Origin of the sequence: Streptomyces sp. NPDC085596 (assembly GCF_044541565.1) — a bacterium.
Lineage (GTDB): Bacteria > Actinomycetota > Actinomycetes > Streptomycetales > Streptomycetaceae > Streptomyces.
Genome location: NZ_JBITTC010000002.1, coordinates 198,974 through 215,053 on the forward strand (window position 1 = coordinate 198,974; position 16,080 = coordinate 215,053).

Consider the following 16,080-nt stretch of genomic DNA (forward strand, 5'->3'; position numbering starts at 1 on the left):
TCTCAGGCGTGCTCGGGCGGGCTGATCCGCGAGGTCTCGATGGCGGAGCCGGTGGTGCCCCACTTCTTGAGGATGCGGTCGTAAGTGCCGTTCTCGATCAGCTCGTTGACGGCCGCCTGGAACGCCTTGGTGAGCTTCGAGCCCTTCTTGAAGGCGAAGCCGACGTCGAGGCGGTGGTACTCGCCGAGGAAGGCGGTGTGGGCGGCGGGCTGGGCGGCCTGGTAGCGCAGGCCGTTGATGGTCGACATGATCACGTCGATACGGCCCTGCTGGAGCGCGGTGACGGTCGCCCCGTTCTCCGCGTACACCTTCACCTCGTACGGCTTCTTCCCGGCCTTGGCGCACACGCCCTTCTGCGCGGCGAGGGTGGCCTCGAAGGTGGTGCCGGCGTTGATGCCGACGGTGCGGCCGCACAGCTGGGTCAGCTCGGTGATCTTCTTGCCGAAGGAGGTGTCGCCCTGTTTCACCGCGAAGCCCTGGCCGTCGTCGATGTAGGTGACGAAGTCGATGGTCTTCAGCCGCTCGGTGGTGACGCCGAAGTTGCCGGTACCGACGTCGTACTTGCCGCTGCCGAGGGCGGGGAGGATGGTCTCGAAGGAGGCGTCCTGCCGCTCCAGCCTGATCCCGAGCACCTTGGCGACGGCCGCGGCGATGTCGATGTCCTGGCCCTGGGGCGTGCGGGAGTCGTTCGGGTAGTACGCGGAGGGCGGCGCGCCGACCGAACTGCCGATGCGCAGGGTGCCCTTGGAGCGGACGTCGGCGGGCAGCAGGGCGGCGGCGGAGTCGACCTTGTGGACGGCGGCGACGGGGTCGGCGGTCGGCGCGGGCGAGCCGCCCGCCGCGGTCGCCTCGGCGGGGTCGCCGGGGCCGCACGCGGTAAGGGCCAGCAGGGGCAGGAGCGCGGCGGCGGCCACGAGCGGGCGCGTGCGGCCGGGGATGCCGGGGAGCTTCACTGGGCGGTGGCCTTTCCGGTGCGGAGGTCTTTCCCGAGGTCGCTCTCGGGGTGTCTTGACAGGTGTTTCTCGAAGGGCAGCGGGCCGATGGACTCCGGGTCGGCCTCGGTGTCGAAGAGCGGGCGGTAGCCGGTGTTCAGGTACAGCGCGCGGGCCTCGGGCTGGCGGGGTCCGGTGGTCAGGTAGATCCGCCGGTAGCCGCGGGCGTGTGCCTCGCGTTCCAGTTCGGCGACGACCTCTCGGGCGAGGCCCCGGCGGCGGTGGCCGGAGTGGGTCCAGATCCGCTTCAGCTCGGCGGTGTCCGCGTCGTACCGGCGGAAGGCGCCGCCAGCGACGGGTTCGCCGCCTTCCAGGATCAGCAGCAGGAGGCCGCCGTGGGGTGCGGTGAACTCCTCGTCGGGGTAGCGGGCGAGTTCGGCGTGCGCGTCCTTGCCGTAGCGGGCGGAGTACTCCTCGCCGAGTTCGCGCAGCAGGGGACGTACGCGCGGGTCGGAGACCGCCACCTGGACGACCGTCCGCGCGGAGAGGGCGGGCAGGCTCACTCGCCCACCGCCGTGAGCGGGCCGGCGCCGGCCGCGCGGGCGGCGTCGCGCTTGGCGACCTCCTCGCGGACGATCGGGATGACATGGCGGCCGAAGTCGATGGCGTCGCCGAGCAGGTCGTAGCCGCGCGCGGAGAGGATGTCGACGCCGAGGTCGTAGTAGTCGAGCAGGGCCTGGGCGACCGTCTCCGGGGTGCCGACCAGCGCGTTGGAGTTGCCCGCGCCGCCCGTCGCGGCGGCGGTCGGGGTCCACAGGGCGCGGTCGTAGCGTTCGCCCGCCTCGGCGATGGCGATCAGGCGCTGCGAGCCGGCGTTCTCGGGGGCTCCGCCGCGTCGGTGGCGGACGAGGCCGGCCTCGCGGCGCTGCTTGATGGCGCCGACCGTGCGGTGCGCCTTCTCCCAGGCCAGTTCCTCGGTGGGGGCGATGATCGGGCGGAAGGCGACCTGGATGCGGGGCACGTCGGTGCGTCCGGCCGCGCGGGCGGCTGCCTTGACCGCCTCGATCTGTTCGGCGGTCTTCGCCAGCGGCTCGCCCCAGAGGCAGTAGATGTCGGCCTCGGCGCCTCCGGCGGCGTACGCGGCGGGCGAGGAACCGCCGAACGAGACCCCGGGGCGCGGCTGTTGGACGGGGAAGACGTCGCTGACGAAGTCGTGGAACCGGTAGTGCCCGCCCTCGTGGTCGAACGCCTCGTGGGTGGTCCAGATCTTCTTGACGATCTGGATGTACTCGAGGGTGCGGGCGTAGCGCTCGTCCTTGGTGAGGGTGTCGCCCTCGCGGCCCTGTTCGTGGTCGTTGCCGCCGGTGATGAAGTGGACGGTGAGCCTGCCGTCGCTGATCTGGTCGAGGGTGGCGAAGGTCTTGGCGGCGAAGGTGGGGTACGAGACGTTGGGCCGGTGGGCGAGCAGCAGCTGGAGCCGGTCGGTGCGGGCGGCGATGTACGCGGCGGCGGGCGCGGGGTCCGGGGAGCCGGAGCCGTAGGCGAACAGCACCCGGTCCCAGCCGTGGTCCTCGTGGGCCCGGGCGAGGCGGAGGGTGTAGTCCTTGTCGAAGGCCGCGCCGGAGCGCGGGGTGGTTTCGGAGCCGTCGTTGGTCGCGGCTATGCCGAGGAACTCCACTGGCATGAGTGAGCCTTTCCGGCGAAAAAGCGCAGGCGTGCAGGGCTGAACTACCTTGCGTGCTCAGTAAGTTGATGGAGCGTCAGAAACATGACGTCAGAAATGCGGGCGTGACGACGACGGGCGTCGGGTGGAACGGTGCGGCGGCAGCGCGCGGAAGGGTGGGCATCGGCCCGCGCCGGAGTAGGCCGGCGGAGGGAAAGGGCCGGTCAGACGGCCCGCTGCCGAGTCAGACGCAACACGAGGACGACCACACTCGACCGAAGTCGATGTGATCGCGCGTGACCAAGCGCTGCTGGGCATCCATGCGGTCAATTGAGCAGCGCATCTCGCTTTTCGTCAACCCATGACCGCATGCCGGACCATAACCGACCGGGTGTCGGGTGTGGTTGACAGATGTGTGTGCTCCACCCATACGATCGACAGCGGACGGGGCCTGCCACGCGGCGGGCTCTTCCGGTCGCGTTGAGGGACGCGGCACGTGACGACGCAGGCCACCGGCCGCACCGTACGCGAGTACGTGTGCCACCGGACGGTCGCCCACGTCCGCACCTCCCTCCCGGAGCGTCTACCGATGGCCACGCCTTCCGATGTCACCTCCACCCCCGTCCTGAAGCCCCCAGCGGCCGCGCCGCCGTCCGACGACACCGCGCTGCCCCGGATCGTGCCGCGCCGGCACCTCGGCCGCTGGATCGCCGCCGTCGTCGCACTGCTGGTCCTCGCCATGGTGCTCAACTCCGTGGTGCGCAACGACGCCTTCCAGTGGCAGGTGGTGGGCCAGTACTTCACCACCGCCGCCGTGCTCGACGGACTGCTGCTCACCCTGTGGCTGACGGCCGCCGTGATGGTGCTGGCGTTCCTCCTAGGCATCGGCATAGCGGTGCTCCGCCTCTCGGCCAACCCGGTGCTGCGCACCCTGAGCTGGGGCTATGTATGGATCTTCCGGTCGACCCCGCTGCTGGTGCAGCTGCTGTTCTGGTTCAACATCGGCGCCCTCTACCCGACGCTCGGCATCGGCATCCCGTTCGGCCCCGAGTTCATCAGCGTCAAGACGGTGAACCTGCTCGGGCCGACCCTGACCGCACTGATCGGCCTCACCCTGCACGAGACGGCGTACGCGGCCGAGGTGATCCGGGGCGGCATCCTGTCCGTGGACGCGGGGCAGACCGAGGCGGCGCAGGCGCTCGGCCTCGGCAGATGGCGCACCCTGCGTCGGATCGTCGTCCCCCAGGCGATGCGCTCCATCGTGCCCACGGCCGGGAACATGCTGATCGGCACCCTGAAGGGCACCAGCATCGTCAGCGTGCTTGCCGTGCACGACCTGCTGTTCTCCGTCCAGTTGATCTACAACCGGACCTACCAGGTCATCCCGCTGCTGCTGGTCGCCACCGTCTGGTACATCGCGGTGACCTCCGTGCTCAGCGTGGGCCAGTACCACGTCGAGCGGTACTACGGCCGGGGCGCCGCCCGCGCCCTGGCGCCCACTCCGCTCGCCCGGCTGGGGCCCTGGCTCACCGTGCTGCGTGCCAGAACCCGCCGTGCCTCCCTCGGCGGTGACCGGTGAGCACGCGCACCCTGGTGGTCGTCGGCGCGGGACCGCGCGCCACCGGGCTGCTGGAGCGCATCGGCGCCAACGCACCCGAACTCTGGTCCGGAGCACATGAGTTGCGCGTCCATCTGGTCGACCCGCACCCGCCCGGTCCGGGCCGGGTCTGGCGACACGAGCAGTCGCCGCTGCTGCGGATGAACTCCATGGCCGAGGACGTCACCATGTTCACCGACGAGACCTCCACCTTGGACGGCCCCGTGCGCCCCGGCCCCTCGCTGGCCGAGTGGGCCGCACAGTTCGCCGGGCCGGACGCCCCGCGCTTCACCCCGTACGCGGAGCCGGCCGACCCGGAGGTGCTCGCCGAACTCGGCGCCCTGGACCCGGCCGACTTCCCGACCCGGCGCGCGCAAAGCGCCTACCTGGACTGGGTGTTCCGCCGGGCGCTGGCCGACCTGCCGCCCTCGGTCACCGTCGAGTGGCACCGCACCACCGCGACCTCGGTCACCGGCCCGGCGGACGGCCCCCAGGAGGTCCGCCTGGCCGGCCGGCGCGACCCGCTGCGCGCCGACCTGGTGGTGCTGACCCAGGGCCATTTGGGCTCGACTCCCGCCCCGGCGCACCGAGTTCACGCCGACTTCGCCCGCAGGCACGGACGTTTCCATCTGCCGCCCGCCTTCTCCGCCGACGCCGATCTGTCGGGGCTGCGGCCCGGCGAGGAGGTCGTGCTGCGCGGCTTCGGGCTGGCGTTCGTCGACCTGATGGTGCTGCTCACCGAGGGCCGCGGCGGCGCCTACCGGACCGAGCCGGACGGCACGCTGACCTACCTGCCCTCCGGCCGCGAACCCGTGCTGCACGTCGGCTCGCGGCGCGGGGTGCCGTACCACGCCAAGACCGGCTACCGGCTCCAGGGCCCCCGGCCCCCGCTCCCCCGGTACTTCGGTCCGGAGGCGGTCGACGCGCTGGGCGCCGGGGCGGGCCCGCTGGACCTACGGCGCGATGTATGGCCGCTGATGGCCAAGGAGATCGGGTTCGGCCACTATCACGAGCTGTTCCACGCCCACCCCGAGCGCACCGCCATGTCCTGGCCGGAGTTCCTGGCCGCCTACGACCAATTCGACTGGTACTCAGTCCAGTTGGCCGGGCTGGTCGCCACCGCCGTGCCCGACCCGGCCGACCGGCTGGACTTCGAGGCGCTGGACCGGCCGCTGGACGGGCTCGTCTTCGACACCCCGGACGCCTTCCAGGAACACCTGCGCGCCTACGCCCGCCGGGACGTGGCCCGCCGCGAGGACCCGGAGTTCAGCGCCGACCTCGGGGCGTTCCTCGCGCTGCTCTCGATATACGGCCAATTGCCCGGCCTGGTCGCCTCCGGGCGGCTGACGGCGCGCTCGCTGGCGGACGGGCTGGACGGCTGGTGGCACGGGTTCTTCAGCTTCCTCGCCTCAGGGCCACCCGGCTTCCGGCTGCGCGAGCTGGACGCGCTGTCCCGCGCCGGTGTGGTGCGCTTCCTCGGCGCGGACGTCCGCGTCGGCACGGACGAGGCGACGGGCACCTTCACGGCGACCAGCCCGACCGTACCGGGTCACACCGTGCACGCGACCGCCCTGGTCGAGGCGTATCTGCCGGGCCCGAATCTCGACCGCACCGAGGACCCGCTGCTGCGGCGTCTGCACCGCACGGGCGCGCTCGCGGAGGAGGTGGTGGCCGACGGTACGCACCGGCACCGGTCCGGCCGGATCACGGTTTCCCCCGCCGACGGTCACCTGATCGACCCCGGCCTGGGCCGGCCGCACCCGCGCCGGATCGCCCTGGGCGCCCCCACCGACAGCCGGGCCATCGCCGCCTTCGCCCGCCCCCGCACCAACGCGCCCGCCTTCCGGCAGAACGACACGGTGGCCAGGGCGGTGCTGCGGGAGCTGGACGCCGAACCGGAGCCACATGTGCGGGAGCCACATGTGCCGGGTCCGGTCGACTGCGCGCGGGTCGGGGGCTGACACAGGAGGGGCTGCCCCTGAGCGGGCAGCCCCTTGAGTCCTTACGCCTGCGGCCCGACCGGGATGTCGCCGCGCAGGGTGATCCGGTGCATCACCCGGTGCTGGTCGCCGTAGTCGCGGTTGGCGTAGTGCGAGGTGCTGCGGTTGTCCCACAGCGCCACATCGCCCGGCTGCCAGCGGTGCCGCACCACATGCTCCGGCTTGGTGAGGTGTGCGTAGAGAATGTCGAGCAGGCCCCGGCTCTCGTGCTCGGAGACGCCGACGATGTGCGAGGTGAAGCCAGGGTTCACGAACAGCCCCCTGCGCCCGCTCTCCGGGTGCACCCGCACCACCGGATGCTCCACCGGGGTGAGCTGCGTGAACACCTCGCCCTCCCACAGGTTGCCCTTCCCCTGACGGCGCTGGGCGAGGTAGTACCCGAACTCGCGCGAGCCGTCGTGCACGGCGGTGAGGGTGTCGATGTGCGCCCGCAGCCCCGGCGACAGCGACTCGTACGCGGCCTGGCTGTCGGCCCAGTTGGTGTCGCCGCCAGTGGGCGGCAGCACCACCGCGCGCAGCACGGAGATCGCGGGCGGGCGCGGTACGAAGGTGACGTCGGTGTGCCACACGTCGGCGAAGCCGTTGTCCTGGCTGTCCAGCGAGTACACCTCGGGCGCCACGTCACCGGAGTCGTGCACCGGGTGCCCGACCGTGACCTCGCCGAGGCGCCGGCCCAGCTCGATCTGCCCGGCGTCGTCGAGCCGGTGCTGCCCCCGCACGAAGAGGACCTTGTGGCGCACGAGGGCCTCGCGGAGCGCGAGCACGCCGTCGTCGTCCAGCCGGGCCAGCTCGATGCCGTCGATCTCGGCGCCGATGTTCGGGCCGAGTTCGGTGAGCGGCAGCCGCGTCGCCACGGGCCGGTCGCTGAGGATGCTCATACGGGTGTCCTTTCCGGTACGGCCCCGTCCGGGACCTGGGTTTTCTCGGAGTACGGCGTTCAGGAAGCGGCGGCGCTCTTGACGGCGTGCGCGACCTCGGCGCGCAGCTCGCCGAACTCCGGTGAGCCGCGCAGCTCTTCGGCGTCCACCTCACCGCGCGGCAGGGTGATCGGCAGGTCCAGGGCGACGGTCCCCGGGCTCTTCGTCAGCACCACGATGCGGGAGCCGAGGAAGACGGCCTCCTCGGCCGAGTGCGTCACGAACACCGTGGTGCGCCCGGCCTGGGCGGCCATCCTCCGCACGTCCTCCTGGAGCCGTTCGCGGGTGAGCGCGTCCAGGGCGGCGAACGGCTCGTCGAGCAGGAGCAGTGGGTTCTCGGCGGCGAGCGCGCGGGCGATGGCGACGCGCTGCTGCTGGCCGCCGGAGATCTCCCAGATGCGGCGCGCCTCGGTGCCCTCCAGACCGACACGCGCCAGCAACTCGGCCCGCCGCTCGGGCCATTGGGCGCGTTCGACACCCGCGTACCGCAGGGCGAGGTCGAGGTTGCCGCGCACGGTGCGCCAGGGGAAGAGCCTCGGCGTCTGGAACACGACGCCCGCCGTGTCGCCGGGGCGGGGGCCGGTGCCGGAGACCGTCACGGTGCCCTCGGTGGGCCGCTCGAACCCGGCGATCAGCCGCAACAGCGTGCTCTTGCCGCAGCCCGAGGCGCCGACCAGGACGAGGAACTCCCCAGTGGGCACGGTGAGATCTACGGGGCCGACGGCGGTCACGGCTCCGTACCGGTGGGTGACGCGGTCGAGCCGGACGGCACCGCCCTCGACACCATGTGACGCGACTTCTGCTTCTGCCAGCTCACTTGAGGACATCGGGCAGCCCCTTGAGGTAGAACGCCTTCTCGACGGAGGCCCCCGAGGGCGCCGCGTCGATCTGCTTCTGGCCGGCCAGGAAGCGGCCGGTGTCGCCGACGTAGGTCAGCAGCTTGCCGGGCTTGCCGTCGGTGCCCAGCCACTCGGCGGAGGTCACCTGCTCAGGGGTGAGGAACACGCCCTGCGCGAGCTGCGCCCTGGCGTCGGCGGCGCTGATGTTCAGCTCGGCCGCGACCGCCTTCACCGAGCCCTCGGGGTCGGACTTGAGCAGTCGCAGCGCCTCGGCCTCCGCCTTGCGCCAGGCGTCGATCGCCTTCGGGTCGCTGGCGATCAGCTCGTCCGAGACGACGGCGAGGTCCAGGGTCGGCTTGCCCGAACCGGCCACCTGCCTGCTGCTGGTGAGCTGCTTGCCCGTCTTGCGCAGCTCGTCCAGCGTCGGCAGCCAGACGTACGCGGCGTCGATGTCGCCCCGCTGCCAGGCGGCGAGGATCGCCTGCGGCTGGAGGTCGATCAGCTTGACGTCGGACGGCTTCAGCCCGGCCTTGTCCAGCGCGGCCAGCAGGCTGTAGTGCGAGGTCGACGCGAACGGCGTGGCGATCGTGCGCCCCTTGAGCCCGGCCACGTCGGTGACACCGGCGCTCTTGCGCGCTACCAGCGCCTCGTTCTCCCCCGCCACGTCGAGAATCCAGGCGACCTTGTACGGGATCGGCGACGGCCCGGATATCCCGCGCGCGAACGGACTCGACCCGAGCGCGGCGATGTCGAGGGACTTGCCGAGGAAAGCCTGGTTGACGCTCGCCCCGGAGTCGAACTTGATCCAGGTGATGGTGTGGTCCGGCAGCGCCTTCTCCAGCAGCTTTCTGTTCTTGACGATCAAGTCGCCGCTGGGAAAGGCGAAGTAGCCGATCCGCAGCCGTTTCCCGGAACCGGAGGACGACGCCGAGCTGTCGGTGGAGCAGCCGGTGACCGCGGCGGTGGCGGCGACGGCGAGCGCACCCGCGAGCAGCTGACGACGGGAGGGGCGGTGGTTGGCGAAGGTCATCGGAAGGCCGTTTCTGTACGGGGAGTTCGGTGGGCGTACGGGTCTCAGGTGCGGCCGCGCCAGGGCACGACGGCCCGCTCCAGGCGCAGCAGCAGGCCGTCGATGATCAGGCCGGAGATGCCGATGGCGATGATGCCGACGAGCACGACCGGGGTGTTGTTGTAGTTGGCGGCGTCCTTGACCATGCCGCCGATACCGGGCAGCCCGTTGACCAACTCGGCGGCCACCAGGGAGGAGTAGGCGACCCCGACGGCCAGCCGGACGCCGGTGAGCGTCTCTGGCAGGGCGGAGGGGATGACCACGTCCCGTACGACGTCCCAGCGTGAGGCGCCGAGCGCGCGGGCGGCCTCGGTGAGCGCCTTCGGTACGGCGGCCACGGCGGTGGTGGTGGAGACGGCCACCGGCGGGAACGCGGCCACGGCCAGCAGGGTGATCTTGGGCTCCTCGTTGATGCCGAGCCAGATGATGAGCAGGGAGAAGTAGGCCAGCGGGGGCAGCGTCCGCAGGAAGGTGATCCACGGCTCGAACAGCGAGCGCACCCAGCCGATGGTGCCCATGAGCAGGCCGAACACCACGCCGGCGGCGATGCCGATACCGGCGCCGAACGCGATGCGGCGCAGGCTGATGCCCAAGTGCTCGATGAGATAGGTGCCGTTGTAGCCCCGGACCCCGCCGTGGGTGGTCGACACGTCGACGAAGGCCCGCCACACCTTGGCCGGCGGCGGCACCAGCGTCTCGCTCCAGGTGCCGCTCACCGCGAGCAGTTGCCACAGGAGGAGGAACAGCACGAGCGAGCCCAGCGGAAGTGCGGTACGCCGTACGGCACTTGGTATACGGGCCGGGCGGGTCGCGGCGGCGGCCGGGAGCGGGTCGGCCTTCTCCGGGCGCAGGGAAAGGGACACGGGCGGCCTCCATGGGGGCCTCGTAACAGCGGCGATGTGAGAAGAGGGGACAGCGAGGTGCCGCCTGCACAGCGGGAGAGACCGGTCCTACGAGAGACAACTCGCCTGATACCGCGCCGGGTTACTTCACCGGGCGGAGCGGACCGTCAGGGACGCGCGGACAGCGGCGGTCAGCGACAACACGCGGCCGGGCATCGGCACAGGTCGATGACCAGGCGTCGCACCAACGGCATGGGATTCATGGGGCCCTTTTCTACCGCAGCCGGGGCTCACCACCAAGAGGTGTCCACGAAGTGGACCACTGGGTGAGAAAGGGGGGCGGGAGAGGCGGGCGAGAGAAACGTTCTGCCTGGACAGGCCGCCGAAACGCGCTGTGACCCGGGCGGCGTTCACTCGTTTGCCGTAGCACCAGCTCCGAACGTCCCCGGTCGCGGAAGGCAGTCGCCCGATGGTCCTGTCCTCGCTCAGTCGTTCCCCGCACGGTTCGCGCCGCCGCCTGCTGCACGCCGAGCGCAGACTCGCCGAGCGGTACGCCGAGCTGGTCCGCCTGGCCTACCTCGTGCTCCCGGCCTCCCTCGGCCGCCACCGCCGGGTCCTCGCCGCGCACTCGCTGGTGCAGCGCAGCCTGCCCGACGCCACGCCCGCCGTACCGGCGCCCCGCTCACCAGGGGCCGACCCGGACCGGTCGCTCCGGGTGGCGGTGGTGCGCGCCGCGCTCGCCCAGTGCCGGCGGCCCCGGCTGTGGCCCGAGGGGGTCCGGCCGCCCCGGCTGCTGGTGCCCCGGCTGCCCGTGGTGCTCGGGCTGCGGCTGGCGCCGCGCTCGGGCGGGGCCGAGGAGATGGCGCTCGGCCAGGCCCTGTCGGAGCTGTCCGCCCCGGCCCGCGCCGCCTTCGTCCTGCTCCGCGTGGAGGGCCTCACGGCCGACCACGCGCGCGGGGTGCTGGAGGCGGCCGGGGTGGACCAGGCCCGGGTAGCCGTACGGGAGGCGGCCCGGCTCGACACATCACTGGGGGCGGCCGCGGCGGCGGTGCTCACCTCGGACGAGTTCGACGCGTGCACCCTGCGCGCCCGCCCCACCGACCTGGTGCGCCGCCGGCGCCGGGTACGCCTGGCCGCCGTCGCCGTACTGGCGGGGGCGCTCGCGGCGGGCGGACTGGCCGCCGTCACGTACTCGGCGCCGGACACACCGGGGTCGTACGCGCGCGAGCCCCGGTCCGCCGATCTGGTCCGGGTCGACCCTGGTGCGTGGGCGGACACCTCGCGGGTCGACTTCACGGCCTGGCCCGCGCGCGGGGACCGGGTGCGCGACCGCGCGCTGCTTGACCGGGCGCTGGCCGTCTGGGCGGACCCGCCGTCCGGCACCCGGGTCGTCCGCGCCCCCGGCACCCCGGCCGACCCCCCGCCTCGCGCGCCACGGCTGCTGTACGCCGGGTCGGTCAGCGGGCGCGCGGTGGTGGTGTTCCACGACGGCCAACGCCTGGTGAGGTACGACGAGTCGGGCACGGGTGCCCTGCTCGTATTGGCCCGCGTGGACGACGCCGACGTGACCACGGCCGCGGCTCTCGCGCTGGACGAGCGAGGTGGCGCGGTGCGGTATCTGCTGGCGCCGTGGGTGGCGGAGTCCTCGGTGCGCGATCTGACCCGGCCGGACTCCCCGGCGCGGCCGCTCTCGGTGGCGCCGGACGGAGTCACCGCGCCGGTGCCCCGGTGGACGGGCGGCGGCTGCGGGCGCCGTCCGGCGCTCCAGTTGCGGTCGTCCCCGGCGATCGCCGAGCATCACGCGTTCCTGCTGGCCGACCTCGGCGGTCTCACGCCCGCGCATCTGACGTACACGCCCCTGCCGGGCCATGGCTCACCGCCCGCCCGGCAGCCGCGCGAGGCGACCGGCCCGGCCGCGCTGGTGGCTTGGCGCCAGAACGGCTGCGACCTGGACCCGGCGGGAGGCTCGGGGGTGCGGGCGGTCAACGCCTGGGACTTCGCCGAGCAGGATCTGCCGGACGGCGGAGGCCACGCCGTGTGGACGTGCGCACGGGCGGACACCTGGCAGGGGCCGGGGAACGTGACCGTCTCCCTGCGCCGTCCGGGCAAGAACGCGCAGGTGGTGACGCGGGTCCGGTCGACGGCCGCGTGCAGCAGGTTCGGTCAGCATGTGGTGGCCCGGACGCACTGGAAGTCCCCGCGCGGCCATGGGTACGTCCTGGCGGCGGGCAGCCGCGCCGTCACCTCGCTCACCCTCACCGGCGACGTGACGGCAACCCGGAGCGGGCACACCCTGGCGGTACGGGCGCCCGAGGACGCGTCCACGATGGTCCGGGCCCGCCTGACCTCGGGCGAGAGGCTGCCGGAGGTCGGTTCCGGGTCATCCGGGGGTACCCGGCAGTAACGGCGACCCGCTGCCCGAGCACTGGAGAACGACCATGGTCCACGTCCGACGTTCCTTCACCGTCCCCCGCCCCCTGCCCGCCGTGATCGACTACCTGGCCGACTTCGCGCACGCCGTGGACTGGGACCCCGGCACCCAGGAATGCGCCCGGACGGACGGCACGGGCACCCCCACCGAGGGCGCCACCTGGCACAACGTCTCCGAATTCCGGGGCCGCCGCACCGAGCTGGACTACCGCCTGGAACACCGCGCCGAAGACCGCCTGACCTTCGTCGGCACCAACAGCACAGCCACCTCCACCGACAACCTCACCTTCCGCCCCGCCCCGGCCGGCACCGAGATCACCTACGAAGCCGACATCCAGTTCCACGGCCTGGCCCGCCTCGCAGACCCGTTCCTACGCGGCGAGTTCGAACGCCTCGGCGACGAGATCACCCACACGATGCCGGAGGCGATCGAGTCGGCTTTGCCCCTGTCCTGAACGATTCCTGAGCATCGCTCAGCGGGGGCCCACCTCAACGCCGTTACGACCCGCTGTAGTTGAGGTCGTCGCTCCGGCCTTCCGCAGCCGCTGCCTTGACCGGCTCCTGCCGCTCCCAGGTGTGGGCGACCGCGTGGGCCACCGTCCGCCACCACGGGTCGGACGGGACCCGGCCACCGGGTTCGAACGGCTCGCCCGGTCGGGGGGAGGCCACGACCTGGCCCACCGCTTCACCCGCGTCCTTCGTCCACTCCCCCGGTTCCGCCCACGCGTGCATCGCCAGGTTGAAGGTGCCCCAGTGGATGGGGAGGAGGACGCCGTGCGGGGTGCCGGACTGGAGGTCGAGGTGGGCGCGGACGCCCTCCTCGGGGGTCATGTGGATGTCGGGCCAGTAGGGGCTGTACGCGCCGATCTGGATCATGGTGACGTCGAACGGGCCGTGCGCCGCGCCGATGTCCTTGAAGCCGTCGAAGTAGCCGGTGTCGCCGCTGTGGTACACCCGGTGCTGCTCGCCCGCGACGACCCAGGAGGCCCACAGGGTGTGCTGGGTGTTGCGCAGGCCGCGCCCGCAGAAGTGGCGGGCCGGGGTCGCGGTGAGCGTGACGCCGCCGACCTCGGTGGATTCGTGCCAGTCCAGCTCGCGCAGCCGGTCCGGGGACACCCCCCAGTGTTCGAGGTGCGCGCCCACGCCCAGCGGGACGGCGAACAGGGTGTCGGTCCCGGCCAGCGCCTTGATGGTGGGCAGGTCGAGATGGTCGTAGTGGTCGTGGGAGATGACCACCACGTCGACCGGTCCGAGCGCGGCCAGCGGCAGCGGGACCGGGTGCAGTCGCTTGGGCCCGGCGAAGGGGAACGGCGAACAGCGCTCACCCCAGACCGGGTCGAACAGGACCCGGTGCCCGTCGATCTCCACCAGCACGCTGGAATGTCCGAGCCATGTCACCCTGAGGCCGGAGACCGGCGGCTTGGCCAGGTCGGCCACGGTGGTGGGGTGGACCGGGATGGTGCCGTGGGGCGCGCGGACGGGACGCGTGTCCTTGTCGAAGAACGCCTTGGCGAGGTCCAGCGCGGAGCCGGAGGGCCGGGTGCTGGCCGTGCCGCCGGGGTTCTGGAAGACGCCGTCCTTGAAATGCGGGGAGCGGTGGATGCGCGCGAGGCGCTCACCGCGCGGTTCCGCGCCGAAGGCTTCGGGCTGTAGCGCGCGGAGCCCGGAGCTCTGGGAACGCAGACCGGACACGGTACCTCCAGGTGGAGTCACGGAGGGCTCCATTGTCGTCGGCAGCTGTGGCGGCCCGGAGCCGCCGTGGGCCGGGTGACCCGGCCACAAGTCCCAACGCGCTCACGGCCCTCACTGTTCCCGAACAGTGTTCCGGATCTGACCCACCGCGAGCGGTCGACTCCCTTGCGCCCGGACGACGGACACGCGACGAAAGCGTGCCAGGGGCCGCCGCCCCCGCGAGCAGAGGACGCGCAGGGGCGGCGGACGGCCTCACGCCACCGGCGCGATCCGCATCCTGATGTCGCTCGGCGACAGCACGCCCTTCGCCACCACATGGTCCCCGGAGGACTCCCCGCGCAGACGGCGCCCGATCCACGGCACGAGATGCTGACGCGCCCAGTGCACGTCGTCGCGCCGGATCTCCAGCGTGCCGCGCGGCGGCAGCACCGGCCATGCCTGCTCGGGGTCGGCCGGGATCTGAAGGCCGAGCGCCTGTCCCGCGCGCAGCGCCACACGGGTGTGGCCCTCGGGCGAGAGATGCAGCCGGTCGCCGTCCCAGGCCCTGCGGTCCTGGACGGACTTCAGGGACCACAGGTCCAGCACGGGGCAGTTGTACCGGTCGGCGATGGCCCGTACATGACCGTTGTACGTGGCGATCTTGCCGCGCATGTGCTTGAGCAGCGGAACGCCGCGGGTGTCGAAGCCGGTCGCCACCAGCACGGTGCCCGCACCCGCCGCGAGCCGGGCCACGGCGCGCTCGAAGCGCTCGGCCGTCTCGTCCGGGTCGGTGCCGGGGCGGATGATGTCGTTGCCCCCCGCGCAGATGGAGACGAGGTCCGGGGCGAGCCGTGCCGCCTTGGGTACCTGGTCCGACGCGATCTGGTCGAGCAGTTTCCCGCGCACGGCCAGGTTCGTGTACATGAAGTCGCCTTCGGGCCGCCGGTCGGCGAGGAGTACCGCCAGTCGGTCGGCCCAGCCGACGAACGCCCCGTCGGGGCCGGGGTCGCCGACGCCTTCGGTGAAGCTGTCCCCCACCGCCACGTACGACCCGATCACTGTCCTGTTGTCATTCTCCGAATCGTCTGCCACGTCGGCCCATGATTCACCTTCGGATGTGACCTACGCGACCGTAGGCAGGGGTTGACGAACGGTGATATAAGCCACCCTTAAAGAATTTGCCAATCGAGGAATAGCCCTCCCGGATGCCATGCCGAACAGCCGATCATGGGGTCGGAGCCGGGGAAATCCGATGTCGTATCGTCGGCGGTGCGCCCGTCGACGAGCCGCGTGGCGGGGCGGAGCCTCCAGGAGCACCCGTGACGCAGCAGGTCCCGTCGACCGAGCCCGAGCTGGCCGCAGTCCGCAACTTCCGTGACGTGGGCGGCCTGCCGACGGTGGACGGACGCCGGGTGCGGTACGGGGTGCTGTTCCGCAGCGGGCATCTCGCGCACGCGACCGAGGAGGACGCGGCCTATCTCTCCTCCCTCGGCCTGCACACGGTCTTCGACTTCCGCAACACGGCCGACCAGCGGCTCGAGGGCCCCGATGTCGAGCTGCCCGGCGTGCGGAACGTGAACGTCCCGCTGAGCGACCCGGCGGACGGCGCCGAGTTCTGGCGGATGGTCCGCGACGGCGACCTCGACCAGCTGCGGGACATCCTGTCGGACGGCAAGGGCGCGGGCCGCATGATCGCCTCGTACCGGAAGATCGTCACCGAGCGCACCGCCGAGCACTCCCGGGTTCTGCACGCGCTGGCCGAGGACAGTGTGCCCGCGCTGATGCACTGCGCGGCCGGCAAGGACCGCGCGGGCATCTCGGTGGCGGTGACGCTGCTCGCGGTGGGCGTGGACCGGGAGGCGATCACCGCCGACTACCTGGAGTCCAACGCCAAGCACCGCCGCTACAAGGTCCGGCGCGGCGGCGACCAGGCGAGCGCGTACACGCCCGAGGTGATGGAGCTGCTCAGCCCACTCTTCGACGCACGCGCCGAGTACCTCGCGGCGGCCTTCGACAGCATCGAGGACACGTGGGGCGGTGTGGACGCGTACCTGGAGCGGGGGCTGAAGCTCTCGGACTCCGCGCGGGAGCGGCTGCACGAGCGCCTGGTCGGCTGACCG

Annotated in this window: 14 protein-coding genes; 5 read left to right on the top strand and 9 right to left on the bottom strand. The window is 72.3% G+C overall.

Annotation, left to right across the window (positions count from 1 at the left end):
• Positions 1-2 precede the first annotated feature (2 nt).
• The 3 genes from ACIGA3_RS06510 to ACIGA3_RS06520 are packed head-to-tail and all read right to left on the bottom strand — an operon-like array spanning position 3 to position 2,616.
• Positions 3-953 carry an ABC transporter substrate-binding protein gene (locus ACIGA3_RS06510; protein WP_399711163.1) on the bottom strand — a complete coding sequence of 317 codons (951 nt, stop codon included), beginning with the start codon at positions 951-953 and terminating at the stop codon, positions 3-5.
• Positions 950-1,495: a GNAT family N-acetyltransferase gene (locus ACIGA3_RS06515; RefSeq protein WP_399711165.1), complete on the bottom strand. Its 546-nt coding sequence runs from the start codon at positions 1,493-1,495 to the stop codon at positions 950-952. The genes ACIGA3_RS06510 and ACIGA3_RS06515 overlap by 4 nt, the downstream gene beginning before the upstream one ends.
• Complete coding sequence (locus ACIGA3_RS06520; protein ID WP_399711167.1) at positions 1,492-2,616, bottom strand: LLM class flavin-dependent oxidoreductase; 1,125 nt, start codon at positions 2,614-2,616, stop codon at positions 1,492-1,494. The genes ACIGA3_RS06515 and ACIGA3_RS06520 overlap by 4 nt, the downstream gene beginning before the upstream one ends.
• A gap of 568 nt (positions 2,617-3,184) precedes the next feature.
• Between ACIGA3_RS06520 and ACIGA3_RS06525 the strand changes: the two genes are divergently transcribed.
• Together ACIGA3_RS06525 and ACIGA3_RS06530 are read left to right on the top strand one after the other, a co-directional pair.
• Positions 3,185-4,174 (top strand): amino acid ABC transporter permease, encoded by a 990-nt coding sequence (locus ACIGA3_RS06525; protein WP_399712444.1) that lies wholly within the window; start codon positions 3,185-3,187, stop codon positions 4,172-4,174.
• Entirely contained in the window at positions 4,171-6,153 is a 1,983-nt protein-coding gene (locus tag ACIGA3_RS06530) for an FAD/NAD(P)-binding protein (RefSeq protein ID WP_399711169.1), read from the top strand. The genes ACIGA3_RS06525 and ACIGA3_RS06530 overlap by 4 nt, the downstream gene beginning before the upstream one ends.
• Before the next feature lie 41 nt (positions 6,154-6,194).
• Here ACIGA3_RS06530 and ACIGA3_RS06535 read toward each other — a convergent pair whose 3' ends face one another.
• Genes ACIGA3_RS06535 through ACIGA3_RS06550 form a run of 4 tightly spaced genes read right to left on the bottom strand, consistent with a single transcriptional unit; the run spans position 6,195 to position 9,811 of the window.
• Positions 6,195-7,070 (bottom strand): TauD/TfdA dioxygenase family protein, encoded by an 876-nt coding sequence (locus ACIGA3_RS06535; RefSeq protein ID WP_399711170.1) that lies wholly within the window; start codon positions 7,068-7,070, stop codon positions 6,195-6,197.
• Positions 7,071-7,129: 59 nt separating this feature from the next.
• Complete coding sequence (locus ACIGA3_RS06540) at positions 7,130-7,936, bottom strand: ABC transporter ATP-binding protein (protein ID WP_399711172.1); 807 nt, start codon at positions 7,934-7,936, stop codon at positions 7,130-7,132.
• A complete protein-coding gene (locus ACIGA3_RS06545; protein WP_399711174.1) occupies positions 7,923-8,978 on the bottom strand; it encodes an ABC transporter substrate-binding protein in 1,056 nt (351 codons plus the stop codon). The genes ACIGA3_RS06540 and ACIGA3_RS06545 overlap by 14 nt, the downstream gene beginning before the upstream one ends.
• A gap of 44 nt (positions 8,979-9,022) precedes the next feature.
• A complete protein-coding gene (locus ACIGA3_RS06550; protein ID WP_399712447.1) occupies positions 9,023-9,811 on the bottom strand; it encodes an ABC transporter permease in 789 nt (262 codons plus the stop codon).
• A gap of 517 nt (positions 9,812-10,328) precedes the next feature.
• Here ACIGA3_RS06550 and ACIGA3_RS06555 point away from each other — a divergent pair.
• Entirely contained in the window at positions 10,329-12,263 is a 1,935-nt protein-coding gene (locus ACIGA3_RS06555; protein ID WP_399711176.1) for a hypothetical protein, read from the top strand.
• 34 nt (positions 12,264-12,297) lie between these two features.
• Positions 12,298-12,744: an SRPBCC family protein gene (locus ACIGA3_RS06560; protein ID WP_399711178.1), complete on the top strand. Its 447-nt coding sequence runs from the start codon at positions 12,298-12,300 to the stop codon at positions 12,742-12,744.
• A gap of 43 nt (positions 12,745-12,787) precedes the next feature.
• Here the strand turns inward: ACIGA3_RS06560 and ACIGA3_RS06565 are convergent, their stop codons facing one another.
• Together ACIGA3_RS06565 and ACIGA3_RS06570 are read right to left on the bottom strand one after the other, a co-directional pair.
• Positions 12,788-13,981: an MBL fold metallo-hydrolase gene (locus ACIGA3_RS06565; protein ID WP_399711180.1), complete on the bottom strand. Its 1,194-nt coding sequence runs from the start codon at positions 13,979-13,981 to the stop codon at positions 12,788-12,790.
• A gap of 252 nt (positions 13,982-14,233) precedes the next feature.
• Positions 14,234-15,019, bottom strand: coding sequence for an SGNH/GDSL hydrolase family protein (locus ACIGA3_RS06570; protein WP_399712450.1), 786 nt, complete (start codon positions 15,017-15,019; stop codon positions 14,234-14,236).
• 260 nt (positions 15,020-15,279) lie between these two features.
• On the opposite strand from ACIGA3_RS06570, the gene ACIGA3_RS06575 reads away from it, so the two are divergent.
• Complete coding sequence (locus ACIGA3_RS06575) at positions 15,280-16,077, top strand: tyrosine-protein phosphatase (RefSeq protein WP_399711182.1); 798 nt, start codon at positions 15,280-15,282, stop codon at positions 16,075-16,077.
• Positions 16,078-16,080 lie beyond the last annotated feature (3 nt).